The sequence below is a fragment of the [Actinomadura] parvosata subsp. kistnae genome (assembly GCF_900323885.1).
Classification (GTDB): domain Bacteria; phylum Actinomycetota; class Actinomycetes; order Streptosporangiales; family Streptosporangiaceae; genus Nonomuraea; species Nonomuraea composti.
Genome location: NZ_OOHJ01000011.1, coordinates 336,283 through 359,397, shown reverse-complemented (window position 1 = coordinate 359,397; position 23,115 = coordinate 336,283). Strand labels below are relative to the sequence as shown.

Below are 23,115 nucleotides of genomic sequence, written 5' to 3'. Positions count from 1 at the left end.
CGGGCTCCGCGCCGGAGCCCGTCCCGGGTGGTCAGTTCACGCGGGTGACGCGCCCCAGCGCCGGAGCCTGGAGCGGGCTCTTGGCGCGGATGTAGGACTCGAACGCCTCGATGTCGCGCACCTTCTCCACCCGCTCGGTCCCCTCGGTGAGCACCGAGAAGCTGTCGCCGCCGGTCGCGATGAAGGAGTTGGCGGTCACGCGGTAGGAGGCGGCCGGGTCGATCACGGCGCCGTCGAGCTTGATCGTGGCCGGGTCGATCTTGTCGCACGCGGGCCTGGCGTTGTCGTAGGTGTAGGTCAGCCCCTGCGAGACGCCGAGCACGCGGGCGGTGCTCTGGCCGCACCACTGCTGCTCCAGCAGCCGCTCCACCTGGGCGCCGGTGAGCGTCATGGTGACGAGCATGTTACTGAACGGCTGCACGCGCAGGGCCTTGCCGTGCGTGACGAGGTTCGACATCTCGTTGCCGGTCGGGTTGACGATCAGGTCGCCGCCGATGCCGCCGCCGTAGGGCGGCTGGATCGCGATCCGGGCGCCGCCGTTCTCCGGGGCGGCCGTCGCGAAGAGCCGGGCGTCGGCCAGGGCGTGGCCGATCGTGGACTCGCCGGCGGCGTTGCGGGTGGCGGTCAGGTCACGGGCGAGCAGGCCCACCGGCCGGTCCAGCAGCTTCTGCCCCTGCTGGTCGTAGGTGCGGCGCAGGGCGGCGATCCGGGCGTCCGGCCTGATGTCGTGGGTGACGGTGACGTTCTCGGCCTTGGCGGCCGTCGGGTTGCCGGTGGCCCGGTCGACGGTGAGCACGACCTTGGTCAGCTCGCGCGTGTGGGCGGAGGTCTGGGTGACGGGGATCCCGTTGATCACGCAGTTGTACGGGTTGTGCGTGTGCCCGGAGATGACGGCGTCCACCTCGGGGTCGAACCTCTGCACGATGTCCTTGATCGGCCCGGCCAGGTTGTTGCACTGGTTCGGCAGGCCGCCGCCGGTCTGGCCGCCGCCCTGATGGATGAGGACCACGATGGTCCGCACGCCCTTGGCCTTGAGCTCGGCCGTGTAGGTGTTGACGGCCTCGGCCTCGTCGCGGCCCTCCAGCGGGGCGGTGGGGCCGGGCGCCTCCTTGAGCGCGTTCTTGTAGTCGACGCCGATGATGCCGACCTTGACGCCCTTGACCTCCTTGACGACGTAGGGGGTCAGCGCGGGCTTGCCGGTGGTGGTGTCGACGAGGTTGGCGCCCAGGTAGGGGAAGTCGGCGCCCTTGAAGCCGGGGACGGCGCAGCCGTCGATGGGGTGGCAGCTTCCGTTCTCCATGCGGCGGAACTCGGCCAGGCCCTCGTCGAACTCGTGGTTGCCGGCGACGGAGGCGTCCAGCCGCATGAGGTTGAGCGCCTCGATGGCCGGCTCGTCGTGCAGGGCCGTCATGTTCATGGTGGTCGAGGAGATGTTGTCGCCGGCCGACAGCCGCAGCGTGCCCCGGGGGTTGTCGCGCTGGAGCCGGTCGAGGTGGGCGGCCAGGTACTCCGCGCCGCCCGCGGGGACGGGCCCGGACTCCGTGGTGGCGAAGCTGCTGGGGAAGGCGGAGTGGAAGTCGTTGAAGGCGAGTAACTGGATGTCCACCGTCTCGGCACGCGCGGGCAGCAGGCTGGTGCCGCCGAGCACGAGCGCGATGAGGAAGTTGCGCATGGCGTCGAAGGTGACATGTGCCCACGCTCACCGCGACCCACCGGCGCATCGCCGAGGCGATCCTCGCCGAGCCCGCCGCCGTGGCCGCCTCGACCATCGGCGAGCTGGCCGAGCGGTGCGGCACCTCGCTCACCACCATCACCCGCTTCTGCCGCGAGCTCGGCCTGAGCGGCTACCCCGAGCTGCGCCTGGCCCTGGCCGCCGAGCTCGGCCGCAACGACGCGGCCCCCCGCGAGCAGGGCCTGATCGCCTTCTCGCCCGACGACCCCAGCAGCCTCGTCCTGCGCAGCCTGCTGGCCAGCGACATGCGCGCGATGGAGGAGACGGCCGCCCAGCTCGACCTCGAAGCGGTCGACCGGGCCGTCACCCACCTGGTCGGCGCCCGCTTCATCGACTTCTTCGCGGTGGCCGGCAGCGCCGGCGTGGCCATGGACCTGCACCTGCGGCTGCACGCCATCGGCCGGCCGTGCGCGCTGTGGTCCGACGTGCACAACGCGATCTGCAGCGCCAACGCCCGCGACGAGCGCGACGTGGCCGTGGGCATCTCCCACTCGGGCACCACGGCCGAGGTCGTCGAGCCGCTGACCATCGCCAAGGAGCGCGGCGCCACCACGATCGCGATCACCAACTTCCCCCGCAGCCCGCTGGCCGAGACCGCCGACATCGTCCTGACCACCGCCGCCCAGGACACCCCCTTCCGCGCCGGCGGCGTGGCCGCCCGCCACACCCAGATGCTCGTCCTCGACTGCCTCTACATCGGCGTCGTCCAGCGCACCCACGAGACCAGCGACCAGTTGCTGACCGCGGCCACCGGCGCGGTCGCCCAGCACCGCCTTTCCCCCCGCTAGGAGCCTTCATGCGCCTCGCAGCCGCCGCCCTCGCCCTGGCGATGGCGGTCACCGCCTGTGCCCCTTCGACCACCACCAGTGCCGACGAGGGCAAGGTCACCCTCTCGGTGTGGGGCTGGGGCCCGGAGGAGAACTTCGACAAGATGTTCGCCGAGTACGAGAAGCTCAACCCCGGCATCGACGTCGACGCCCGCTCCTTCACCACCTCCACCGAGTACGACACGATCCTGTCCACCGGCCTGGCCGGCGACAGCGGCCCCGACCTGGCCTGGCTGCGGGCCGGCCCCCAGCTCCAGCCCCTCGTCGAGGCCGGCCGCCTGCTCCCGCTCGACACCAAGACCGTGCCCGGCCTGGCCGACTTCGACGAGAACGTGCTGCGCGCCGCCAAGGGCGACAAGGACGGCAAGACCTACGGCGTGCCGTTCGCGGTGCAGACCCTCCAGGTGATCTACAACAAGAAGATCTTCGCCGAGCACGGAGTCACCCCGCCGAAGACCTACGACGAGATGATCGCCGCCGCCGGCAAGCTCAAGGCCAAGGGCGTCATCCCGTTCGCCTTCGGCGGCAAGGACGACTGGATGCTGCCCATCGTGGCGAGCATCTTCGGCACCGCCCACTGGGGCGGCGACGCGTTCCTCGCCGACGTCAAGGCCAAGCGGAAGACGTTCACCGACCCGCGCTTCGTCGAGGGCATCGACCAGCTCAACCAGCTCAAGCCGTACTTCCCCGACAACGCCGCCGGCGTGTCCTACACCGACGCCCAGATGCTGTTCTCCGCCGGCAAGGCCGCCATGTTCCCCGGCGGCCTGTGGGAGCTGAACTTCTTCACCGAGAACGCCCCGGGCGTCGAGCTGGGCGTCTTCACCCCGCCCGCCCCGGACGGCCCCGGCCTCATGCCCGGCTTCACCGACGGCTCGTACGGCGTCAACATCAAGACCCGGCACCAGGCCGAGGCGCTGAAGTTCGCCGCCTGGCTCGCCTCCAAGGACTACGGCCGCCTCTACACCGACACCCTGCGCACCTTCTCCGCCGTGCCCGGCGTCACCCCCAAGGACCCGCTGCTCGGCGAGGTGGCCACCACCTTCGACCAGCACGGCGCCACCTACTTCATGAACGAGTTCGCCTACGGCAACCCCACCTCGGCCACCGTGTTCGCCAAGGCGCTGCAGGAGATGCTGCTGGGCCGCGTCACCGCGAAGCAGGCGGCCGAACAGCTCGACAAGAGCGTGTCCACATGGCTCTAGGCGCGAGGCGGGGATCGTCGTACCTGTTCCTGATCCCCGCCTTCCTCCTCTACTCGGCCTTCGTCATCTACCCGCTGTTCACCGGCCTGAGCTACAGCTTCTTCTCCTGGAAGGGCACGCTGCGCGCCGGCTTCGCCGGCTGGGACAACTACGCCGGCCTGCTGGCGGGCCCCTTCCTCGACCAGCTCCTGCCGGCGCTGGGGCACAACGCGCTGCTGTTCGTCGGCACCATGCTCGTGCAGAACACGCTCGGCCTGGCCTTCGCGGTCGCGCTGTCCCGGGTGCGGCGCGGCAAGCGGGCGCTGCAGACCATGTTCGCCCTGCCGTACCTGGTCAACCCCCTGGTCATCGGCTACCTGTGGACGCTGCTGCTCAGCCCCGCCTTCGGCCCGGTCAACGCGCTGCTGGAGCCGCTCGGCCTCGCGATGCCGTGGCTGGGCGACCCGGACACCGCGCTGCCGACCGTCATCCTGATCACCACCTGGCAGTGGGTCGGCTTCCCGATGCTGCTGTTCAGCGCCGCGCTCGGCGGCATCCCGCCGGAGTACGCCGAGGCCGCCCGCACCGACGGCGCGAGCTCCTGGCAGGTGTTCCTGCGCATCACGCTGCCGCTGCTCAAGCCCGCCATGGCCACCGTGACGATCCTCAGCTTCATCGGCAGCATGGGCACCTTCGCCCTGGTGTACGCGCTCGGCGGCTCCAACGGCGCCCCGGCCGGCGCGACCGACGTGCTCGGCCTGCTGTTCTACCGCACGGCCTTCGCCTCCGGCGACGTCAACGCCATCGGCACCTCCTCGGCCCTGGCGGTGTTCATGTTCACCTTCATCTTCGGCTCGACGCTGCTGCTGGAGCGGGTCCTGAGGAGGCGGGCGTGAGAGCGCTGCCGATCAAGGTGCTGCTGTGGGGGTACGCCGCCTTCTCCATGGCGCCGCTGCTCGTCATGGTGCTCAGCTCGCTGCGGCCCACCAGCGAGATCTTCGACCGGCCGCTCGGCTGGCCGACCGGGCTCGGCAACTACGCCAAGGCGTGGACGCAGGCGTCCTTCTCCACGTACGTGGTGAACTCGGCCGTCGTGGTCGTCTGCTCGGTGCTGCTCGGCGCGGCCGTCTCGCTGCTGGCCGCCTACCCGCTCGGGCGCGCGGCCTTCCGCGGGCGCGGCCTGTTCGCCGCCTACTTCGTCTCCGGCATGACGCTGCCCGCCCACCTGGGCGTGCTGCCGCTGTTCTACCTGCTGCAGAGCATGGGGCTGGTGGACTCGCCGGCCGGGCTCGTCCTGGTCTACGCGGCCGGGTCGGTCCCGTTCAACGTCTTCGTGCTGACCGCCTTCTTCCGCCAGCTCCCGCACGAGCTGGACGAGGCCGCCGCCCTGGACGGGGCCGGGCCGCTGGCGACGTTCTGGCACGTGATGCTGCCGCTGGTCCGGCCCGCGCTCGCCACCGTGGTCGTCTTCCAGTTCGTGCCGATCTGGAATGACTTCTTCTACCCGCTGATCCTCATGCGGGACGAGAGCAAGCTGACCCTGCCGGTCGGCCTCACCCACTTCTTCGGCCAGTTCCAGAACGACTGGGGGACGCTCTTCGCCGGCCTGGTGATGACGACGATCCCCCTGGTCGTGCTCTTCGTCCTGGCCACCCGCCACATCGTCGCCGGGCTGACCGCCGGCATGAACCGTTGAGGAACCCCTACATGGATCTTGTGATGTCCTTCGCCGACGAGGCGCGCGCCCGCCTGGACCGGCTGACGACGGGCCAGCTGCCCGCCATCCGGCAGGCCGGAGCGCTGATCGCCGCGACCGTGCGGGCGGGCGGCGTGCTGCACGCCTACGGGACGGGGCATTCCGAGGCCGTCGCCCTGGAGGTGGCCGGCCGGGCCGGCGGCCTCATCCCCACCAACCGGCTCGCCCTGCGCGACCCGGTGGTGCTCGGCTCCGCCGACCCCGGCGCGTTCGACCCGCTGGCCGAGCGCGACCCCGCCACCGCGCACCAGGTGCTGGCCCTGCACACGATCCAGGACCACGACGCCTTCGTCGTCGCCTCCAACTCCGGCGGCAACGGCTCCACCGTCGAGATGGCCCGGCTCGTCAAGGAACGCGGCCTGCCGCTCATCGCCATCACCTCGCTCGAACACAGCCGGGCCATCACCTCGCGCCACCCGTCCGGGCAGCGGCTGTTCGAGCTGGCCGACATCGTCCTCGACAACCTCGCCCCGTACGGCGACGCCGTCCTGCCGACCGAGCACGGCCCGATCTGCGGCATCTCCTCCATCACCTCCGCGCTGATCGTGCAGTTCATGGTCGCCGAGGCGATCGGCCTGCTCCTGGCCGACGGAACGGTCCCGCCCGTCTACCTGTCGGCCAACATCCCCGGCGCCGACGCGCACAACGACGCCCTCGTGGCCCGCTACGCCGGCCGGATCAGGATCGGCGCCCTGTGAGCCTGACGATCGCCGCCTTCTGGCCGCCGCCCCCGCACGAGACGACGCCGGCCCGCTACCGCCAGCTCGCCGACGCCGGCATCGACCTGGTCATCACCGGCAACTACCTGAACGACCGGATCATCCTGCGGCACGCGCTGGCCTGCGCCGACGAGGCCGGCCTCGGCGTGCTGGTCGCCTCGGACCCGCGCGTGGACGTGCTCATGCGCGACCTCGACGTCGACCCCGGCCCGCTGATCCGGCAGGTCGTGGACGACTACCGGCCGTTCCGCTCCTTCCGCGGCATCGGCGTCATGGACGAGCCGCACGCCGCGCAGTTCCCCCGCGTGGCGGCCGGGGTCGCCGCCGTGCGCGCGGCCGGCGCCTTCGCCTACGCCAACCTCCTGCCCAGCCACGCCACCGGCCCCTACGACGCCTACGTGGGGAGTTCGCCGCGCTCGTCCGCCCCGACGTGCTCTCCTTCGACCGCTACCCGTTCCTGACCGGCGGCTTCGACGACGGCTACCTCGACGACCTCGCGACCGTGCGCGAGCACGCCCGCCGCGCCGGCCTGCCGGCCTGGATGTACGTGCAGACGCTGGCCTACGACGGCCACCGCGAGCCCACCGCCGCCGAGCTGGCCTGGCAGGTCAACACCGCCCTCGCCTACGGCTACACCGGCATCCAGTACTTCACCTACTGGACGCCCGACCCGGCCCGCGGCGAGGGCTTCCGGCCCGCCCTCATCGGCCCCGACGGCGAGCCGACCGCCCGCTACGCCGCCGTCCGCGACCTCAACACCTGCTGGCTGCGCCCGGTGGCGCCGCACCTGACCGGCTGGACGGCCGCCGAGCACACCGGCGACCTGCTGATCGGCCACTACGCCGAGGGCCTGCGGCTGGTCTGCAACGCCCGCTTCGACGCCCCGGCCGAGGTGCGGCTCGGCGGCGTCACCGCCGCCTTCGACCCGGCGACCGGCACGTACGAGCCCTGCGGCCCGGCCTTCACCCTCGCGCCCGGCGCGGCGCGGCTGCTGCGATGACGCTCTTCGCCGGCGTCGACGCCGGCGGCACCACCACCAGGGCCGCCGTGCACGCGGCGGACGGCACCCGCCTCGGCTACGGCGTCGCCGGCCCCGGCAACCCCGCCGCCCGAGGCGCCGCGGCGGCCGGGACGGCGATCGAGCGGGCCCTGCGGGACGCGCTCGACGGCCTGGACCCGTCGCTGGTGGCCGGCTCGGTCGCGGGCGTGGCGGGCGCGGACGAGCACTTCGCCGGGACGCTGCGCCAGGTGTGGGCCGCGTGCGGCCTCACCGCGCCGCCCCGGCTGGTCGGGGACGTGGACGTCGCCTACGCGGCCGGCACCCCCGCCCCGTCCGGCACGGTGCTGCTCGCCGGCACCGGCGCGGCGGCCGCCCGCTTCGCCCGCCACGCCGTCACGGACGTGGCCGACGGGCTCGGCTGGCTGCTCGGCGACGAGGGCGGCGGCTTCTGGATCGGCCGCGCCGGGATCCGCGAGGCCGTCCGCGCCCTCGATCGCGGGCTGACGAGCGGGCCGCTGGTCGAGCTGGTCAGCGCGCACTTCGCCGTGACGGGGGCACCGCGCCGGCGGGCCGACCGCGTCGTCCGCCTCGCCCAGGCCGAGCCGACAGTGGTGGCCGCCGCCGCACCCCTCGTGACCGAGGCCGCCGCGGCCGGCGACCCCGCGCCGCCGGCGTCGTCACCGAAGCGGCCCGCCGCCTGGCCGCCACGGCGAACCGGGTGCACCGGGAAGGGCCGATCGTGCTGGCGGGCGGCGTCCTGACCGCCGACGGCCCCGTACGCGCGGCGGTCACCGCCCTGCTGGACGGCCACGAACTGCTCACCGCCCGGGACGGCGCCGCAGGGGCGAGCTGGCTCGCCGCCCTCGACCGGCTCCCCGACCCCCTCGCCGCGCACGCCCGCTTCGTCCGGGCCGGTGAGCGGGTGCGGCCCTGAAACTCGTATTGCGATTCGAGTTTCGATGCTAGGGTGAGGCGTCATAGACGCCGCTGAGGAGGCTTTGCCATGCTGAGGCCACGTGCCACCCCCACCCGCGAGCTGGTCAACCTGGACGGTCTGTGGCGGTTCGCCATCGATGCCGCCGCCGGCGAGCGGCCCTGGGGCGGGAGGCTCGACACGCCGCTCGAGGCCGCCGTGCCGGCCAGCTACAACGACCTGTTCACCGACCGGGAGATCCGCGACCACGTCGGCTGGGTGTGGTACCAGCGCAGCGTGCGGGTGCCGCGCGGCTGGGCGGGGGAGCGGGTGCGGGTGCGGGTGGACGCCGCCACGCACGAAGGCCGGGTGTACGTGGACGACGTGCTGGTGGCCGAGCACGCGGGCGGCTACACGCCGTTCGAGGCCGACGTCACCGAGCACGTGACGGCGGGCCACGAGTTCCGGCTCACCATCGGCGTCGGCAATGAGCTGACCGGCCGCACCATCCCGCCCGGCACGATCACCGTCACCGCCGACGGGCGGCGGCGGCAGACGTACCTGCACGACTTCTCCAACTACGCCGGCCTGGCCCGCTCCGTGTGGCTCTACAGCGTCCCCCACCTGCACGTCGAGGACGTCACGATCGTGCCGGGCGTCGAGGGGGACACCGGGACGGTCGGTTACTCCGTCAGGACCAGCGGCCCGGCCGGTGTGCGGGTCCGGGTCGTGGACGCGGACGGCGCCGAGGTCGCCACCGGCGAGGGCGCGAACGGCGTGCTGCGCATCCCCGACGTGACGCTGTGGCGGCCCGGCGCGGCCTACCTCTACGGCCTGGTCGTGGAGGTGCTCGACGGCGACCGGGTGAGCGACGTCTACACCGAGCCGTTCGGCGTGCGCACCGTCGAGGTCCGGGGCACGAGCTTCCTCATCAACGGCGAGCCGTTCTACTTCACCGGCTTCGGCAAGCACGAGGACACGCCCGTGCGCGGCAAGGGCCACGACGACGCCTACCTCGTGCACGACTTCCAGCTCATGGACTGGATCGGCGCGAACTCCTTCCGCACCTCGCACTACCCGTACGCGGAGGAGGTGATGGAGTTCGCCGACCGGCACGGCATCGTCGTCATCGACGAGACCGCCGCCGTCGGGCTGAACCTGGCGGTGCAGGGCGGGCTCACCGGCGTGCCGCCCCGGCCGACGTTCTCCCCGGAGACGTTCGGCGACGAGACCCGCGAGGCACACGCCCAGGCGATCAGGGAGCTGATCGCCCGCGACAAGAACCATCCCAGCGTCGTCATGTGGTGCGTCGCCAACGAGCCGTCCTCGGCCGAGGACGGCGCCCGCGAGTACTTCGAGCCGCTGGTGGAGCTGACCCGCAAGCTCGACCCCACCCGGCCCGTCTGCTACGCCGCCGTCATCTTCGCCACCCACGACAACGACCGCATCGCCGACCTGTTCGACGTCCTGTGCCTCAACCGCTACTACGGCTGGTACATCGCCACCGGCGACCTGGCCACCGCCGAGACGTACCTGGAGCGCGACCTGCGCGGGTGGGCGGAGAGGTTCGGCAAACCGATCATGATGACGGAGTACGGCGCCGACACCATGCCCGGCCTGCACTCGGTGTGGGACACGCCGTGGACGGAGGAGTACCAGCAGGCGTACCTGGCGATGAACCATCGCGTGTTCGACCGGATCGAGGCGTTCGTCGGCGAGCACGTGTGGAACTTCGCCGACTTCCAGACCTCCGACGGCATCCACCGCGTGGACGGCAACAGGAAGGGCGTGTTCACCCGCGACCGCAGGCCCAAGGCCGCGGCCCACGCCCTGCGGGCCCGCTGGACCGGGCTCGCGGGCCGCAGGCCGTAGTCCTCTACAGGGGCCGGCTCCGGGAGAAGTGCCCGGGGCCGGCGCTGAACGTGGTGCCGTCCGGGAAGCGGATGTCCGCGCGCGAGCCGCCGGGCACGTCGGCCGCGATGGTCAGCCGGCCGTCCGCCACCCGCCAGGCGACGGCGATCCGCCCCTGCGGGCCGTCGAACGTCCCCTCGGCCCAGGTGACCGCCGCGTCGGGCACCGGCGCGACGACGAACGACTCCCAGGCGACCGAGCCGGGCGCCTGCCGCAGGCCGAGCGTGTGGGTGTGCAGGAAGCGGACGACCGCGCCCTTGCTGTAGTGGTTGAGCGAAGCGGTGGCGGTGCCGTCGTCGGCGACGCCGTCCCAGTCCTCCCAGATCGTCGTCGCGCCCCGGTCCAGCATGCCCAGCCACGACGGGGAGGTCCGCCGGAGCAGCACCGCGTAGGCGACGTCGGCGTGGCCGGTGTCGGCGAGGACGGGCAGCAGGTCGGCCGTGGACAGGAAGCCGGTGCCGAGGTGGCCGCCGGCCGCGCCGATCAGGTCGACGAGGTGGCGGGCCGCCTTCTCGCGCAGCTCCGGCGGGACGAGGCCGAAGGCCAGGGCGCGCACGTAGCTCGCCTGCGTGCCGGCGCCGGTGCGGCCGCCGGCGTCCAGGAACTCCGTCCGCCACGCGTCACGCACCCTCCTGGCCGTCTCGCGGTAGCGGGCCGCGTCCTCGGCGTGGCCGAGCACGCCGGCGACGGCGGCGATCGTGCGGGTGGAGCGGTAGAGGTAGGCGGTGCCGACCTCGCCCTTGTCGGCCGTGTACCAGGCGATGGGGTCGCTCATCACGGGGTCCACGAGCGTGCCGTCGGGCGCGCGCCGCTTCGGCTCCAGCCACTCGCCCCAGTGGAAGGAGCCGTCCCACAGGTACCGCTCGTGCGGGAGCTTCCCGGTACGGGAGGAGTGCCGGGTGTCGCGGGCGGTCGCGAGCGCCCACTCGACCCAGCGGCGCATCGCGGGCCAGTTCTCGGCCAGGACCAGGGTGTCGCCGTACGTCTCGTACAGCACCCACGGCACCAGGACGACGGCGTCGCCCCACCCGGCCGAGCCGGTGATCGCCTCCGCCATCGGGTCGTCGTGCGTCTTGAGCCGGTTGGGGTCGGGGGAGGAGTTGACCACGCGGCCGTCGGCGAGCTGGTCGTCGCGGACCGAGCGCAGCCACTTGCGGCTGAAGCCGTCCACGTCGAACAGGCGGGCGGCGGTCGGGGCGAAGATCTGGTAGTCGCCCGTCCAGCCGAGGCGTTCGCGGGTGGGGCAGTCGGTCGGGAGGTCCACGGCGTTGCCGCGGAAGCTCCAGCGGGCCGCCTCGTGCAGCCGGTTGAGGTCGTCGTGGCTGCAGGCGAAGGTGGCGGTCGGGCGCAGGTCCGTGTGCACGACCCGCATGGTGACGCTCGCCGGGTCCACGTGCCGGGACAGGCGCGCGTAGCGGAAGCCGTGCACGGTGTGGCGCGGCTCGAACACCTCGCCCGGCCGCCCCGACGAGACGACCTCGTCGCGCTGCACGAACGGGATCGGCGCCTCGCCCGGCCGCCGGCTGTCCAGGTGGCTCGTGGTGAGGTCGCCGGCGGGGTCCAGGTGCTCGCCGTGGTCGATCACCGTGCGGGTGCCGGACGGGCCCAGGTCGGTGAGCGTGATCCAGCCGGAGGCGTTCTGGCCGAAGTCCACGACGCACGCGCCGCCGTCGAGCCGGGTCACCGAGAGCGGGGCGCGCCGCTCGACCCGGCGGACCGGCGGGGCGGGGACCAGGAGATCGGCGGGGCGGTCACCGCGTCCACCAGCACGGGGTGCGCGGGCCCGGCGGGGCGGTGAAGTCGGTCGTCTGGCCGTTCATCAGGTCGGCCCGGACGATGGCGGCGCGCCGCGACGTCCAGCTCCCGTCAGTGCCCGTGACCGTCTCGGTGCCGTCGGCGTAGCGGACGTGGAGCTGGAGCCGGGCCGCGGTGGTCGTGCCCCAGCAGTCGCGCTTGCGCCAGGTGCCGTTGCTGCCCCGGTACCAGCCGTCCGACAGCACGATCTCCAGGTCGTTGGCGCCGCTCCTGAGCAGGCCGGTGACGTCGGCGGCCTGGGCGTGCAGCGTGTCGCCGTAGGAGGTGGAGCCCGGGGCCAGCTCGGCGGTGCCGGCGCGGGTGCCGTTCACGAACGCCTCGTAGAGGCCGAGCGCGGTGGCGTACAGGCGGGCGTGGGCGATGCCCTCCCGCAGGTGCACGCTGCCGGTGAGCACGTACGCGGGCCGGCCGCCCTCCTGCCGGACGGCGTCTTCGCGCGGGGAGATCCAGCGTGCCGACCAGTCGTCATTCAGCAGGCCCGACTCGAAGGCATGCCATGCCGACCAGGGCGAGCGCTCCTCGCCGCGCCGGGTGCGGACCCGCCACCGTACGGACTGGCGGCTGCGCAGCGGCGGCAGCGGCCAGCCGACGAACAGGTGGCGGGCGGAGCCGACGTCCGCCACCGCGTGCTCCGAGTCGTCCACCCGGAGTTGCAGGTCGTAGCCGTCCTGCCGGTCCCACGCCGCTGGGAGCTTCCAGGACAGCGCGGGCCGCTCCTCGGAGACGGGGAACCGGTCGCCGCCGGTGGCGACGCGCAGGTCGTACGGTGCCGCGCCCACGCTCAGCGCACCCCCTTCACCCGGGTGAACACCAGCAGCCCGCCGGCCAGCGCCAGCGCGGCCCCCATGAGGTACAGCAGCGTGTAGTTCTTCTCACCGGAACCGGCGCTCGCCCCGACGCCGATGACGAACGGCGCGATCAGCGGCGCGACCGCGCTCGGCAGCTTGTGCGCGAACGCCACCACCGCCATGTAACGCCCGGCCTCCTCCCGGCTCGGCAGCACGGCCAGCACGATCGCCTGGTCCACCGCGCTGAAGAACGCGATCGCGAGCTGCATCAGCACGGAGCCGGCGAGCAGGACGAGGAAGGAGCCGGCGAAGGCTTCGACGATGCCGCCCGCGACGAAGAACAGCGCCCCGACGAGGGCGAACAGCCGGCGCCTGCGCAGCTTGTCCGACAGCAGGCCGCCGCCGACCGCGCCGACGGCCGCCGCGACGACGCCGACCACGCCGATGACGGCCACCGTGCCGGCGACCTCGCGTACCGGCAGGTCGAGGCGCTGGGCGTAGAAGAACGTGGTGAACGTGGTGTTGAAGTACAGCCCGAGGAAGAACAGCAGGCGGCCCAGCCAGTTCCACCCGAAGTCCGGATGTTTGCGGGGATTGAACACGTAGCTGGAGGCCAGCGTACGCACCGACACGGGAGCGGAGTGCACGGCGCCGCGCGTGTCGTCCTCCCCGCCCACGACGAGGAACACCGCGAGCAGCGCCGCGCCGACGAGGCCGGGCAGGACGAAGACGAGGAACGTGCTGCCGGTCACGGCGGTGGTGATCCCGACGCCGACGATGGGCGCGATCTGCCCGGTCAGCCCGGTGAACCCGCCGATCCTGCCGCGTTGCTCCTCGGGGATGCGGTCGGCCTGCACGTTCAGGATGGCCTGCGCGGCGGTCGCCCAGCCCAGCAGCGCGACGATCCAGCAGGCCCCCACCAGCAGGACGTTCGGCGCGACCGCGATGCAGGCCAGCGCCGTCAGGCCCAGGGCCAGGCCGGCGAGCATGAACGGGCGGCGGCGGCCGAGACGGCTGCGGGTGCGGTCGCTCCACACGCCGAGCAGCGGGCTGAGCACGAGGTAGATCGTCTGGGCGGTGCCGGTGACGTACCCCAGCACCTCCTCGCGACCGGGCGCGAGCTCGTCGATCCGCACCGCGAGCGAGAACGACAGCGGCACGACGAACGCCATGGAGATGCCGAAGTTGGCGGCCATCATCCAGAAGATGTAGCCGGCGCTCGCCCTCGGCAGGTCGCCGGAGGTGCGGGTGCCGGAGGAGGGGTCGGCAGTGGGGGGAGTGGCCATGAGCACGCCTTCCGAGAGAAGCCAGGGCCAGGACTGCTGTGACGAGGTGGCGGTCGTCAGGCGGGGCCACCGCGGCGGGCGACCTCGCCCAGCCAGGCCAGGCTCGGCTTCGGGGTGCGCTCGAACGTCTCGCGATCCACGGCCATGAGCCCGAACGTGGGCCCCCAGTGGCCCCACTCGAAGTTGTCGATCGCGGTCCAGTGGATGTAGCCGCGCACGTCGATGCCCTCGTCCATGCAGGCGAACAGGTGCCGCAGCGCCTCGCTGGTGTAGGCGATGCGGCGGGTGTCGTCGGGGGTGGCGATGCCGTTCTCGGTGATGAGGATCGGCGTGTGGCCGGTGGCCTCCCAGGCGTGGCGGACGGCGATGCCGATGGCGTCGGGCCGGTAGGCGTTGCCGGTCATCGTGGTGTCGGGGCCCTGGGCGTGGGGGACGATGCCGTGCTCGTCCACGGCCTGGCTGGAGTAGGACTGCACGCCGATGAAGTCGTCGCCGCGGGCGGCCTCCAGGTACAGGTCCTCGCGGACGTGGCGCAGCTCGCGCAGCCGCTCCTCGTTGCCGGGCGTCGCGGTGAGCGCCTGGCAGGCCACGGTCCAGCCGACGGCGGCGCCGGTGTGCTCGCGCAGCACCTCGCGGGCGGCGTCGTGCGCCTCGGCCAGGCGGTGCCCGACCTTCGGGTCGGGGTCCGGCAGGACGGGCCGGGCGGCGCCCTCCACGGTGGGGCTCATCCACGACCTGGCGTCGCCGGACTGCGCGGCCCTGCTCATCGTGACCATCAGGGCGAGCATGTTGGGCTCGTTGATCGTGCAGACCCACTCGACGCCGTCCAGGATGCGGGTCACCTCCTGGACGTACGCGCGGAACCGCTCGATCGCCCGCTCGCCCATCCAGCCCTGGTCCTCGGCGAACCAGCGCGGGTTGGTGAAGTGGTGCAGCGTGATGACGGGGGTGAGCCCCAGGCCGAGGGCGGTGTCGATCATCCTGCGGTAGTGGGCCAGCTCGGCGCGGGAGAACCGGCCGGGGGCCGGCTCGACGCGTGCCCATTCGATCCCGAAGCGGTAGGTGTTGAGCCCGGCCTCGGCCAGCAGGCGCATGTCCTCGGCGTAGCGGTGGTAGCTGTCGCACGCGTCGCCGCTGCGCTCCATGCCCGGCATCCGCTGTTCGAGCAGCCACCAGTCGCTGTTGACGTTGTTCCCCTCCACCTGGTGTGGCGCGGTCGCTGCTCCCCAAAGGAATCCGGGTCGGGTCATCGTTCGTTCCTTGCTCGCTGGTGCCGGGTCGGCACACAGTAACACCGAAACTCGTATTGCGATACTGTTTTGGGGTGGGCCCTCCTGGATGATCTCGGCGCGCTACCATAAAAACCGAATAGAGGTACGAATTTGAGCTGCCGCCGGAGGAGAACGTGACGCAGAGCGCCGCCCGCGGGCCGTACGCCAAGACGGCGGCGATCCGCCGCAAGGTCGTCGAGGCCTGCGTGGACGCCTTCGGCCAGACCGGCTTCTACGGCGCGACCATGAAGGACATCGCCAGGCGCGCCGGCATCAGCTACACGGGCCTGCTGCACCACTTCTCCAGCAAGGAGGAGCTGCTGGCCGCCGTGCTGGCGCTGCGCGACGAGCGCGGCACCGCCTACCTGGAGTCGGCGCACGCCCTCGACGCGAGCGCCAACCCGGTCGAGAGCCTGCGCGGCATGCTCGCCATCATCCTCGACAACGAGCTGCAGCCCGGCCTCATGGAGCTGCACTGCGTCGTCTCGGGGGAGGCCACCTCGCCGCACCACCCGGCGCACGCCTACTACACCGAGCGCTACCGGATGCTGCGCCGCTTCTACGCCATGGCGTTCCAGGCCCTGGCCGAGCGCGGGGAGCTGCGCTCGTCCAGCGACCCCGAGACGCTGGCCACGATGACGATCGCGCTCATCAACGGCGTGCAGGCCCAGTGGCTGTTCGACCGCGACTCGGTGCGGATGGAGCGCGCGATCAGGGACTTCCTGGCCTCCCTCGTGCCCGCGCTCGCCGAGGACGCGCGCACGTGAACGTCGTCAGAACCGCACGCCGGAGAGCGTCTGGTTGATCCACTCGGCGACCATCGAGGGGTTGGCGAGCAGGAAGCCGGAGACGACGAGGGCGGGAACGATCACGAGATAGCCGAGGACGAGCCCGGCCACCGCCATGCCGTGCCCGCCCTTCATGCCGCGCTTGGTCTGCCTCGCCGCGACGTGCCCCAGCACGACGGCCACGAGGGACGGGATGCCGAACAGGCACCAGCTCCCCACGAACCCGATGATGCCGAAGATGAGGCTGGCGACGGCGACCCCTGACGTCGGCGTCGCGGGGACCGGGGGCGGCGGGCGGTACTCGTGATCTCCGTAGGAAGAGTGCATGGGCCCTCCTCAAGGAGACGCCGGGGGGAATCCGCATCGCTTCGCGACGCGATCCTACGCTTCCGCGCCGCGCGGGTCACGGGCTTTCGGGCGGGCTCACCAGGGCATGCGGCCGCGGTCGTCAAAGAAGCCGCCCGACGCGCCGTCGTCGCCGACCGTGGCCCAGTGGACGACCGCGCGGGCGCCCTCGTCCGGGGTGCGCTCGCCCTTGAAGCCGTTGAGGTCGGTCGCGACGTAGCCCGGCGTGACGGCGTTGATCTTGATGTGGGCCGTGCCGGGATCGTCGGCGAAGGCGTTGGCGTACTTGACGGTCAGCATGTTCACCGCCGCCTTCGTCGCCGAGTAGGCGAACGACTCGTGGGAGCGGGCGAACATCGAGCCCTGCTCGGTGGCCTTGGCGAACACGGCCGAGTCGCTGGAGACGTTGACGACGCGCGCCGCCGGGGACCGGCGCAGCAGCGGCAGCATCGCGTGGACGACCCGCACCATGCCGAACACGTTCGTCTCGAACTCCGGGAGTAGGTCCCCGGCCGACACCTCGGCGGCGGTCTTGCGCCGCAGCATGCCGGCGTTGTTGACCAGGACGTCGAGCCGGCCGTACTCGCGCTCGATCAGCTCGGCCGCCTGGCTGACGGACGCGTCGTCGGTGACGTCGATCCGCACGGGCCGCACCGTGAGGCCGGCGGCGGCGAGGGCGGCGGCGGCCTGCGCCCCGCGGCCGGCGTCGCGGCGTCCCAGGCGTGCCGATGCCGCCCGCAACTTCGACGCCCTGCTCGCGGCGGCCCGCGAGGCGTTCGCCGACAAGGGGGCGCAGGCGTCGCTGGAGGAGGTCGCCCGGCGGGCCGGGGTGAGCATCGCCACCCTCTACCGCAACTTCCCCACCCGCGAGGACCTGGTCGAGGAGGTGCACCGCGAGGAGGTCGAGCAGTTGTGCCGGGCCGCGACGGACCTCGCCGGGCGGGACGACCTCGGCCCGTGGGAGGCGCTCGCCGCCTGGCTGCGCCACTTCGTCGACTACATCAGGACCAAACTGGCCTTCGCCGACGCGCTCAACCGCTCCACCGACACCTTCCAGGCCTGCCGCAAGGCGATGCGCGACGCCGGAGGACCGCTGCTGGAGCGGGCGCAGCGCGCGGGCGCCGCGGCTCCCGAGCCGGCGATCGACGACCTGCTGCGGATGTTCTCCGGCATCAGCGCCATCGAGTACACCGACGACGCCCAGCGCGAGCGGGTCTTCGGCCTGGCGCTCGCCGGGTTGCGGGCACGTCCTTCATGAGCCCCGTCGATGACGCGCCGGTGCGGCTCCTGAGGATCAGGTCGAGCCGCGGATCACCAGGGTCGCGGTCTCCGAGGGCGGGCGGCCGCGGGTGCCCGGCTTCTCCAGGCCGCTCAGCACCGCGTCGGCCAGCTCGGCGGCGACGGTCTCCATGTGCTGGTCGATCGTGGTGAGCGGCGGCTCGGCGAAGCGCGCCATGGGGATGTCGTCCACGCCGATGACGGCCAGCCCGGCGGGCGCCGGCCGGCCGGTGGCGCGCAGGCCGGCCAGCAGCGCGATGGCGACCTCGTCGTTGAACGCGCACACGGCGGTGACGCCCGCCGCCTGCCACGCCCGCGCCGCCGCGGTCGCCGCCCCGACGTCCAGCGCGACCTCCCGCACGTCAGGAGGGGCCAGGCCGTGCTCGGCGCAGCCCTGCCGCACGCCCTCCAGGCGCGGCTCGGAGAAGGCGCGCAGGCGCGGGTCGGCGGGGGTGGCGTAGCCGATGCGGGTGTGCCCTTTGGCGGCCAGGTGGGCGGCCTGCATCAGGCCGATGCGGAGCTGCCCGCGCGTCAGGACGTCCGGCTCGCCGTCGCTGTCACCCCAGACGTCGACCACGTACGTGCCGGCGGCCCGCAGGTCCGCCCGCTGCTCCCTGGCGACGGGGGCGAAGGAGACCACGGCGGCCGGCGCGAGGTCCTTCCACAGCGAGCCGGCGCCGCGCCCGCTCTCGATGCGCGTGATCACGCTCAGGCCGTGGCGTTCGAGGCCGGTGGTGAGGTGCTCGATCAGCTCGACGGCCGTGGGGCCCAGCGGCATGCTCGCGACGAGCAGCAGCACGATGTCGCTCCGGCCGAGCCGCAGGGTGCGGGCCGCGGCCGAGGGGGTGTAGCCGAGCTTCTCGACGGCGGCGTGGATGCGCCGCCGGGTCTCCTCGGAGATCTTCTGGTGCGGCACGTTGTTGAGCACGTAGCTGACCGTGGTCTGCGAGACCCCGGCCTCGCGGGCCACATCGACGGACGTGACGCGCCGCGCTCTGGCCACCCGGGCCTCCTCCGTCTCGCCCGCCATCGCGCTGAATCGTATCAGCGGCCCCGGGGAGGCGGGGGTCGTGCGCGCGGCCGGGTCGCCGCGCGCACGGCGAACTGCTCAGGCGGGGCCGTGCAGCAGCTCGTGGAACCTCTTGTGGCTCTCGTAGGAGGCCGGGAGCCCCTTCCTGGCGGCGGTGGAAGGCACCGCACCCGGCGGGCTGGCCGGCTTGCCCGGCGTGTAGAGCCAGGTCTGGAAGAGCGCGTCCAGCTGCTTGCCGGAGATCTTCTCCGACAGCGAGACGAACTCGGCGGTGCTCCCGTTGCCGTGCTGCTTGATCCGGGCCCAGGCCCGGAGAATGGCGAAGAAGTCCTGGTCGCCGACCTCCTCGCGGAGCGCCTGCAACGTCATGCCGCCCCGCCAGTAGACCGAGGCGTAGAAGAGGAATTCCGGGCTCGGATCGCCCGGAACCCGCACCCAGAACCGGGGGTGATCGGCCGGGATCTCGTCGTAGAGCGCGTTGGCCAGCTCGGCCGCGGTGCCCGTGCCCTCCTTCTCCGACCACAGCCACTCGGCGTAGGTGGCGAAACCCTCGTTCAGCCAGATGTCGCGCCACTGCTTCAGCGCGACGCTGTCACCGAACCACTGGTGGGCGTTCTCGTGCACCACCACGCTGATGTCCGGGCCCGTCTCGAAGAAGACCGAGTCGTAGACGGGGTGCGACTGGGTCTCCAGCGCGAAGCCCACGTTCTCGTTGACGACCGAGCCGCCCATCGAGGAGAACGGGTAGCGGCCGAACACGCTCGACTCCCACGCGATCACCTCCGGCGTGCGCTCGACGCTGGCCTTCGCGAACTCCATGCGCGGGCCGAGCGTCACGTCGTACGCGGTCGTCACCGGCAGGCCCGTGGACGAGCGGGTCCGGTGCACCTCGATGTCACCGATGTAGAGCATGGCCAGGTACGTGGCCATCGGCTTGTCCATCACGTAACGGAAGGTCGTCGTGCCGCGCGCGGTGCGCCGGGAGGCGAGCACGCCGTTGCTGATCACCTGCTTGCCCTCCGGCACGGTGACCGTCACGTCGAAGGTGGCCTTGTCCGCCGGATGGTCGTTGCTCGGGTACCACCACCAGGCGACCTCCGGCTCGCCCAGCGCGAGCGCGCCGTCGGCCCGCTTGATCCACGGCCGGACGATGCCGGGCACCTCGACCGAGCTGGGGACGCCCGCGTAGGCCACCTCGACGACGAACGGCAGGAACCTGGGCAGGTCCCGCGCCGGGGTGATCTCCAGCTCGTGCGCGCCCGTCCTGGCGAAGGCGGCCGCCCGGCCGTTGACCTTGACCTCCCGCACGTCCAGCAGGAAGTCGAGGTTGAAGCGCGACAGCGTCTGCGTGGCGGTGGCCAGCAGCGCCGCCCGGCCCTCCAGCCGGTCGGTGCCCGGCTGGTAGTCCAGCTTCAGGCTGTAGTGCTTGACGTCGTAGCCGCCGTTCCCGTAGTCGGGGAAGTACACGTCCCCGATCCCGGGCGCGCCGGGCACGCCGCCCGTGGCGGCGGAGGCGGGCAGAGGGGCGGAGAGGGGAACGGCGAGGGTCAGGGATAAGGCGGCGGCCGTCGCGGCGCGCCTGATCGAGCGCGGGAGCATGTCCCTCCTCGGTGAGATCCGGTGGTCGCGAACGTACGTCAACCACCGGCCCGGGTGAAGTGCGGGCACTTGGCCGGAACCGGTCATCCCCCGCCGAGGCGCCGGCGTTTCAGGGAGAGGCCGGCCCGAGGCTCCACACGGTGACGTTGCCCTTGACGTCGCCCGCGGCCAGCCAGGTCTCCCCGCGGTCCTCGGCGATCGCCACCGAGTAGACGCGCCCGGCCGGGACCTTCAGCGGGTCGCCGACCTGCTTGCCGTCACGCAGGTCCCAGACGCGGACGGTGCCGTCGAACCCGCCCGAGGCGACGACCGCGCGGCCCTTCACCCGGCCCACCGCCAGGGCGGCGACCTCGGCGTTGTGGCCGGAGAACGACTCCACCTCCTGCCCGCTGCCCAGATCCCACACCCGGACCTGCTGGTCGGCGCCGCCGGTGATGCCGACCGGCTTGCCGTCCATGTCGGTGGTCGCCACGGCGAACACGTCGGCGGTGTGCCCGCGGAAGGTGGCGCCCAGGGCGCCGGTCTCCAGGTTCCACACGCGGGCGGTGTCGTCGGCCGACGCGGTCACCGCGAACGGATGCCCGTCCATCGTCCCGGTGGCGACGCCGAAGATCGGGTCGCCGCCGGTCGTCTTGGGCTGGCGCCCGGTGTCCTTGCCCGTCTTCGGGTCCCAGACGTGCACGCCGCCGGCCTGGTCGCCGCTGACCATGAGGGTCTTGCCCGACACGTGGGCGGTGGCGATCGTGTAGACCATGTCGCGGTGGCCCTTGTAGGTGGGGCCGAGCGGCGCGTTGCCCTGGGCCGCCGACACGACGACCCCGCCGTTCTGCAGCCGCCTGAACGTGGCCGCCTGCCCGTCCACCTCGCCGACGTCGACGGCGGCGCCCGTCTGCTCGCCGCCGATGTTCTCCAGCTCGGCCAGCTCCGTGACCTCGGTGGGGCGGGCGCCGAGCTTCCACACCCTGGCCACGCCCTTGGTGCCGCCGGCCACCACGACGCGGTCGTCGCCGTACTTGCTGATCGCGATGCTGTTGACCTCGCCGCCGAGCGAGATCTTGGCCAGCTTCGTGCCGTACGGGCGGGCCGCGGCGGGCGGCGGCGTGTCCGTCGTCACCGCTGTCGTGGCCGTCGCCGTCGCGGCCGGGGGCGTGGAGGACGAGGGCGGCCGGCTCGTGCCGCCCCGCAGGGCCACCACGATCACGCTCACGAGCACCGCCACGGACGCGGCCGCGCCGACGACCACGAGCCTGGACCGCTTGCGGCCGGAGCCCGTGGTGAGGACGTCCGGCGAGCCGCCGTAGGGTGATGCGTCCGGGGACGGTGTTCCGAACGAAGGCGCCCCGGCGGGCGGCGGCGTACCGGACGGAGACCCGAGCGGAGACCCGAGCGGTGACCCGGGCGGAGACCCGAGCGGTGACCCGGGCGGCGTGCCGAGCGGAGATCCGGGCGGCGTCATGCCGGGGGAGGGGGTCCAGCCGGGCATGGCGGCGGTGGGCGGCGCCGCGGCCGGGTGCGTGCCGGAGCCGGAGCCGCCGCCGGCGGCGGGCTCGCCGCGGTCGTGGCCGAGGAGGAAGTGCAGGACCTCGGCCGCCGTGGGCCGCTCCTGCGGCGCCTTGGCCAGGCACCGGGTGAGCAGGGCGCGCAGCGGCTCGGGCACGCCGTACAGGTCGGGCTCGGCGTTCAGGATGCGATACATCACCGCGGGCATCGTGTCCTGGCCGAACGACGGGCGGCCGGTGGCGGCGAAGCCGACCGTCACCGCCCAGCTGAACACGTCGGACGCGGGCTGCGCCGGCTCGCCGTGGATCACCTCGGGAGCCATGTACGCGGGGGTGCCCACCGAGCCGCCGCCCGTGACGGTCATGTCGACGGCGCGCGCGATGCCGAAGTCGATCACGCGGGGGCCGTCGGAGCCGAGCAGCACGTTCGACGGCTTGAAGTCGCGGTGCACGACGCCGGCCCGGTGGATGGCCGCCAGCGCCGTGGCGGTGCTGACCGCGATGCGGTCGAGCGCGCCTCCTGACCTGGGGCCGTGCTCGCGGACGGAGTCCTCCAGCGAGGGGCCGTCGATGAACTCCGAGACGATGTAGGGCCGGTCGCCGTCGACCGCGACGTCCAGGACGCGTGCCGTGCAGAACGCCGCCACCCGCATGGCCGCGTCGACCTCGCGCAGGAACCGCTCGCGGGCCTCGCTGCGCACCGCCAGCCTGGCGTGCAGCATCTTGATCGCCACCCGCTCGCCGGACGGGTGCTCGGCCAGGTAGACCACGCCCTGCCCGCCCTCGCCCAGGCCGCCGACGATGCGATAGTCACCCAGCCGGGTCGGCTCGCCGGCCTGCAGGGGGCGGAACATGGTTCACGACGATACACGAGCAGCAGAAAGACGGCGATTCTCCGCGTTACCGGCGGGCCTGCGCCCGCATTCGCCGCCGCGTCCCAGGCCGTGGGGGCGGGCTCAGCCGTTCTCGTGCGCGTCGATGCGGCGCTTCATGAACTCCCACGCCGACTGCTTGGAGATGCCGAGCTGCCGCCCGATCTGCTCCAGGCTGGCCCCTTCCGCCTGGGCGATGCGCATGGCGATCCACCGCTGGGCGGTGAGCATGCCCATGAGGTCGGCGTTGGCCTGGAGCGCCTCCAGCGGCGTGATCTCGGGCAGCTCCGCGAGCCTGCCCTCCAGGCGGGCCGCCTCCTCCTGGCGGCCGGCCGAGCGCGCGTCCGCCAGCGCGTGCTGGAGCCGGATCCGCTCCAGGAACGTGCTCCACCTCGTCCACAGTTCGTTGCCACGGTCGGCGTCGGCGCTCACGATCGCCAGGTTAGCCGAGCCGGAGCGGCTTCCCGGCCGTCAGGTTACCTTGACGCCCTCGAGATCGTCA

23 protein-coding genes are annotated in these 23,115 nt (G+C 72.8%); 12 read left to right on the top strand and 11 right to left on the bottom strand.

Annotation, left to right across the window (positions count from 1 at the left end; all coding sequences use genetic code 11):
- Positions 1–31: 31 nt before the first annotated feature.
- Entirely contained in the window at positions 32–1,672 is a 1,641-nt protein-coding gene (locus KIS93_RS12355) for a bifunctional metallophosphatase/5'-nucleotidase (RefSeq protein WP_080040192.1), read from the bottom strand.
- 17 nt (positions 1,673–1,689) lie between these two features.
- On the opposite strand from KIS93_RS12355, the gene KIS93_RS12350 reads away from it, so the two are divergent.
- The 10 genes from KIS93_RS12350 to uidA all read left to right on the top strand — a co-directional run bounded on the left by KIS93_RS12350 (position 1,690) and on the right by uidA (position 10,003).
- Positions 1,690–2,520: a MurR/RpiR family transcriptional regulator gene (locus KIS93_RS12350; protein ID WP_080040191.1), complete on the top strand. Its 831-nt coding sequence runs from the start codon at positions 1,690–1,692 to the stop codon at positions 2,518–2,520.
- Between the two features lie 8 nt (positions 2,521–2,528).
- Complete coding sequence (locus KIS93_RS12345) at positions 2,529–3,764, top strand: ABC transporter substrate-binding protein (protein ID WP_080040190.1); 1,236 nt, start codon at positions 2,529–2,531, stop codon at positions 3,762–3,764.
- Complete coding sequence (locus tag KIS93_RS12340) at positions 3,755–4,639, top strand: carbohydrate ABC transporter permease (protein WP_080040189.1); 885 nt, start codon at positions 3,755–3,757, stop codon at positions 4,637–4,639. Before KIS93_RS12345 ends, KIS93_RS12340 begins: the two co-directional genes overlap by 10 nt.
- Positions 4,636–5,439, top strand: coding sequence for a carbohydrate ABC transporter permease (locus tag KIS93_RS12335; RefSeq protein ID WP_222107427.1), 804 nt, complete (start codon positions 4,636–4,638; stop codon positions 5,437–5,439). Before KIS93_RS12340 ends, KIS93_RS12335 begins: the two co-directional genes overlap by 4 nt.
- Before the next feature lie 11 nt (positions 5,440–5,450).
- Entirely contained in the window at positions 5,451–6,197 is a 747-nt protein-coding gene (locus tag KIS93_RS12330; RefSeq protein ID WP_080040188.1) for a sugar isomerase domain-containing protein, read from the top strand.
- A complete protein-coding gene (locus KIS93_RS12325) occupies positions 6,194–6,679 on the top strand; it encodes a hypothetical protein (RefSeq protein ID WP_186404128.1) in 486 nt (161 codons plus the stop codon). The genes KIS93_RS12330 and KIS93_RS12325 overlap by 4 nt, the downstream gene beginning before the upstream one ends.
- Positions 6,649–7,218 carry a hypothetical protein gene (locus tag KIS93_RS12320; RefSeq protein WP_186404127.1) on the top strand — a complete coding sequence of 190 codons (570 nt, stop codon included), beginning with the start codon at positions 6,649–6,651 and terminating at the stop codon, positions 7,216–7,218. Before KIS93_RS12325 ends, KIS93_RS12320 begins: the two co-directional genes overlap by 31 nt.
- Entirely contained in the window at positions 7,215–7,979 is a 765-nt protein-coding gene (locus tag KIS93_RS12315) for a BadF/BadG/BcrA/BcrD ATPase family protein (protein ID WP_222107426.1), read from the top strand. The genes KIS93_RS12320 and KIS93_RS12315 overlap by 4 nt, the downstream gene beginning before the upstream one ends.
- Complete coding sequence (locus tag KIS93_RS63320; RefSeq protein WP_222107425.1) at positions 7,958–8,152, top strand: hypothetical protein; 195 nt, start codon at positions 7,958–7,960, stop codon at positions 8,150–8,152. The genes KIS93_RS12315 and KIS93_RS63320 overlap by 22 nt, the downstream gene beginning before the upstream one ends.
- Before the next feature lie 69 nt (positions 8,153–8,221).
- Complete coding sequence (gene uidA / locus KIS93_RS12310; protein ID WP_080040185.1) at positions 8,222–10,003, top strand: beta-glucuronidase; 1,782 nt, start codon at positions 8,222–8,224, stop codon at positions 10,001–10,003.
- A gap of 4 nt (positions 10,004–10,007) precedes the next feature.
- On the opposite strand, the gene KIS93_RS12305 is transcribed toward uidA, so the two are convergent.
- The 4 genes from KIS93_RS12305 to KIS93_RS12295 all read right to left on the bottom strand — a co-directional run bounded on the left by KIS93_RS12305 (position 10,008) and on the right by KIS93_RS12295 (position 15,181).
- A complete protein-coding gene (locus tag KIS93_RS12305; RefSeq protein ID WP_222107424.1) occupies positions 10,008–11,726 on the bottom strand; it encodes a family 78 glycoside hydrolase catalytic domain in 1,719 nt (572 codons plus the stop codon).
- 67 nt (positions 11,727–11,793) lie between these two features.
- On the bottom strand, positions 11,794–12,636 hold the full coding sequence (locus KIS93_RS63315; RefSeq protein WP_222107423.1) for an alpha-L-rhamnosidase N-terminal domain-containing protein: 843 nt from the start codon (positions 12,634–12,636) through the stop codon (positions 11,794–11,796).
- A 2-nt stretch (positions 12,637–12,638) separates the two neighbouring features.
- Positions 12,639–13,931, bottom strand: coding sequence for an MFS transporter (locus KIS93_RS12300; RefSeq protein WP_080040183.1), 1,293 nt, complete (start codon positions 13,929–13,931; stop codon positions 12,639–12,641).
- A gap of 56 nt (positions 13,932–13,987) precedes the next feature.
- Positions 13,988–15,181: a family 1 glycosylhydrolase gene (locus KIS93_RS12295; protein ID WP_080040182.1), complete on the bottom strand. Its 1,194-nt coding sequence runs from the start codon at positions 15,179–15,181 to the stop codon at positions 13,988–13,990.
- A 155-nt stretch (positions 15,182–15,336) separates the two neighbouring features.
- Between KIS93_RS12295 and KIS93_RS12290 the strand changes: the two genes are divergently transcribed.
- A complete protein-coding gene (locus tag KIS93_RS12290; RefSeq protein WP_080040181.1) occupies positions 15,337–15,969 on the top strand; it encodes a TetR/AcrR family transcriptional regulator in 633 nt (210 codons plus the stop codon).
- Positions 15,970–15,975: 6 nt separating this feature from the next.
- Here the strand turns inward: KIS93_RS12290 and KIS93_RS12285 are convergent, their stop codons facing one another.
- Both KIS93_RS12285 and KIS93_RS12280 read right to left on the bottom strand, forming a co-directional pair.
- Positions 15,976–16,317 carry a DUF4190 domain-containing protein gene (locus tag KIS93_RS12285; protein WP_080040180.1) on the bottom strand — a complete coding sequence of 114 codons (342 nt, stop codon included), beginning with the start codon at positions 16,315–16,317 and terminating at the stop codon, positions 15,976–15,978.
- Positions 16,318–16,413: 96 nt separating this feature from the next.
- Positions 16,414–17,076 (bottom strand): SDR family NAD(P)-dependent oxidoreductase, encoded by a 663-nt coding sequence (locus KIS93_RS12280; protein ID WP_222107422.1) that lies wholly within the window; start codon positions 17,074–17,076, stop codon positions 16,414–16,416.
- Here KIS93_RS12280 and KIS93_RS12275 point away from each other — a divergent pair.
- Positions 16,964–17,593: a TetR/AcrR family transcriptional regulator gene (locus KIS93_RS12275; RefSeq protein ID WP_230466303.1), complete on the top strand. Its 630-nt coding sequence runs from the start codon at positions 16,964–16,966 to the stop codon at positions 17,591–17,593. The genes KIS93_RS12280 and KIS93_RS12275 overlap by 113 nt on opposite strands.
- Positions 17,594–17,629: 36 nt before the next feature.
- On the opposite strand, the gene KIS93_RS12270 is transcribed toward KIS93_RS12275, so the two are convergent.
- From KIS93_RS12270 to KIS93_RS12255, 4 genes are all read right to left on the bottom strand, one after another.
- Complete coding sequence (locus tag KIS93_RS12270) at positions 17,630–18,643, bottom strand: LacI family DNA-binding transcriptional regulator (RefSeq protein WP_080040178.1); 1,014 nt, start codon at positions 18,641–18,643, stop codon at positions 17,630–17,632.
- A 78-nt stretch (positions 18,644–18,721) separates the two neighbouring features.
- Positions 18,722–20,242: a M1 family metallopeptidase gene (locus tag KIS93_RS12265; RefSeq protein ID WP_222107421.1), complete on the bottom strand. Its 1,521-nt coding sequence runs from the start codon at positions 20,240–20,242 to the stop codon at positions 18,722–18,724.
- A gap of 109 nt (positions 20,243–20,351) precedes the next feature.
- Entirely contained in the window at positions 20,352–22,595 is a 2,244-nt protein-coding gene (locus KIS93_RS12260) for a WD40 repeat domain-containing serine/threonine protein kinase (protein WP_080040177.1), read from the bottom strand.
- 102 nt (positions 22,596–22,697) lie between these two features.
- Entirely contained in the window at positions 22,698–23,045 is a 348-nt protein-coding gene (locus tag KIS93_RS12255) for a hypothetical protein (protein ID WP_080040176.1), read from the bottom strand.
- Between the last annotated feature and the right edge of the window lie 70 nt (positions 23,046–23,115).

What these genes read in the sequence shown, in the direction of transcription:
- KIS93_RS12355 (WP_080040192.1), bottom strand. Translation starts at nt 1,672, where the DNA reads ATGCGCAACTTCCTCATCGCGCTCGTGCTCGGCGGCACCAGCCTGCTG.
- KIS93_RS12345 (WP_080040190.1), top strand. Translation starts at nt 2,529, where the DNA reads ATGCGCCTCGCAGCCGCCGCCCTCGCCCTGGCGATGGCGGTCACCGCC.
- KIS93_RS12340 (WP_080040189.1), top strand. Translation starts at nt 3,755, where the DNA reads ATGGCTCTAGGCGCGAGGCGGGGATCGTCGTACCTGTTCCTGATCCCC.
- KIS93_RS12330 (WP_080040188.1), top strand. Translation starts at nt 5,451, where the DNA reads ATGGATCTTGTGATGTCCTTCGCCGACGAGGCGCGCGCCCGCCTGGAC.
- KIS93_RS12315 (WP_222107426.1), top strand. Translation starts at nt 7,215, where the DNA reads ATGACGCTCTTCGCCGGCGTCGACGCCGGCGGCACCACCACCAGGGCC.
- uidA (WP_080040185.1), top strand. Translation starts at nt 8,222, where the DNA reads ATGCTGAGGCCACGTGCCACCCCCACCCGCGAGCTGGTCAACCTGGAC.
- KIS93_RS12300 (WP_080040183.1), bottom strand. Translation starts at nt 13,931, where the DNA reads ATGGCCACTCCCCCCACTGCCGACCCCTCCTCCGGCACCCGCACCTCC.
- KIS93_RS12295 (WP_080040182.1), bottom strand. Translation starts at nt 15,181, where the DNA reads ATGACCCGACCCGGATTCCTTTGGGGAGCAGCGACCGCGCCACACCAG.
- KIS93_RS12285 (WP_080040180.1), bottom strand. Translation starts at nt 16,317, where the DNA reads ATGCACTCTTCCTACGGAGATCACGAGTACCGCCCGCCGCCCCCGGTC.
- KIS93_RS12270 (WP_080040178.1), bottom strand. Translation starts at nt 18,643, where the DNA reads ATGGCGGGCGAGACGGAGGAGGCCCGGGTGGCCAGAGCGCGGCGCGTC.
- KIS93_RS12265 (WP_222107421.1), bottom strand. Translation starts at nt 20,242, where the DNA reads ATGCTCCCGCGCTCGATCAGGCGCGCCGCGACGGCCGCCGCCTTATCC.
- KIS93_RS12260 (WP_080040177.1), bottom strand. Translation starts at nt 22,595, where the DNA reads ATGTTCCGCCCCCTGCAGGCCGGCGAGCCGACCCGGCTGGGTGACTAT.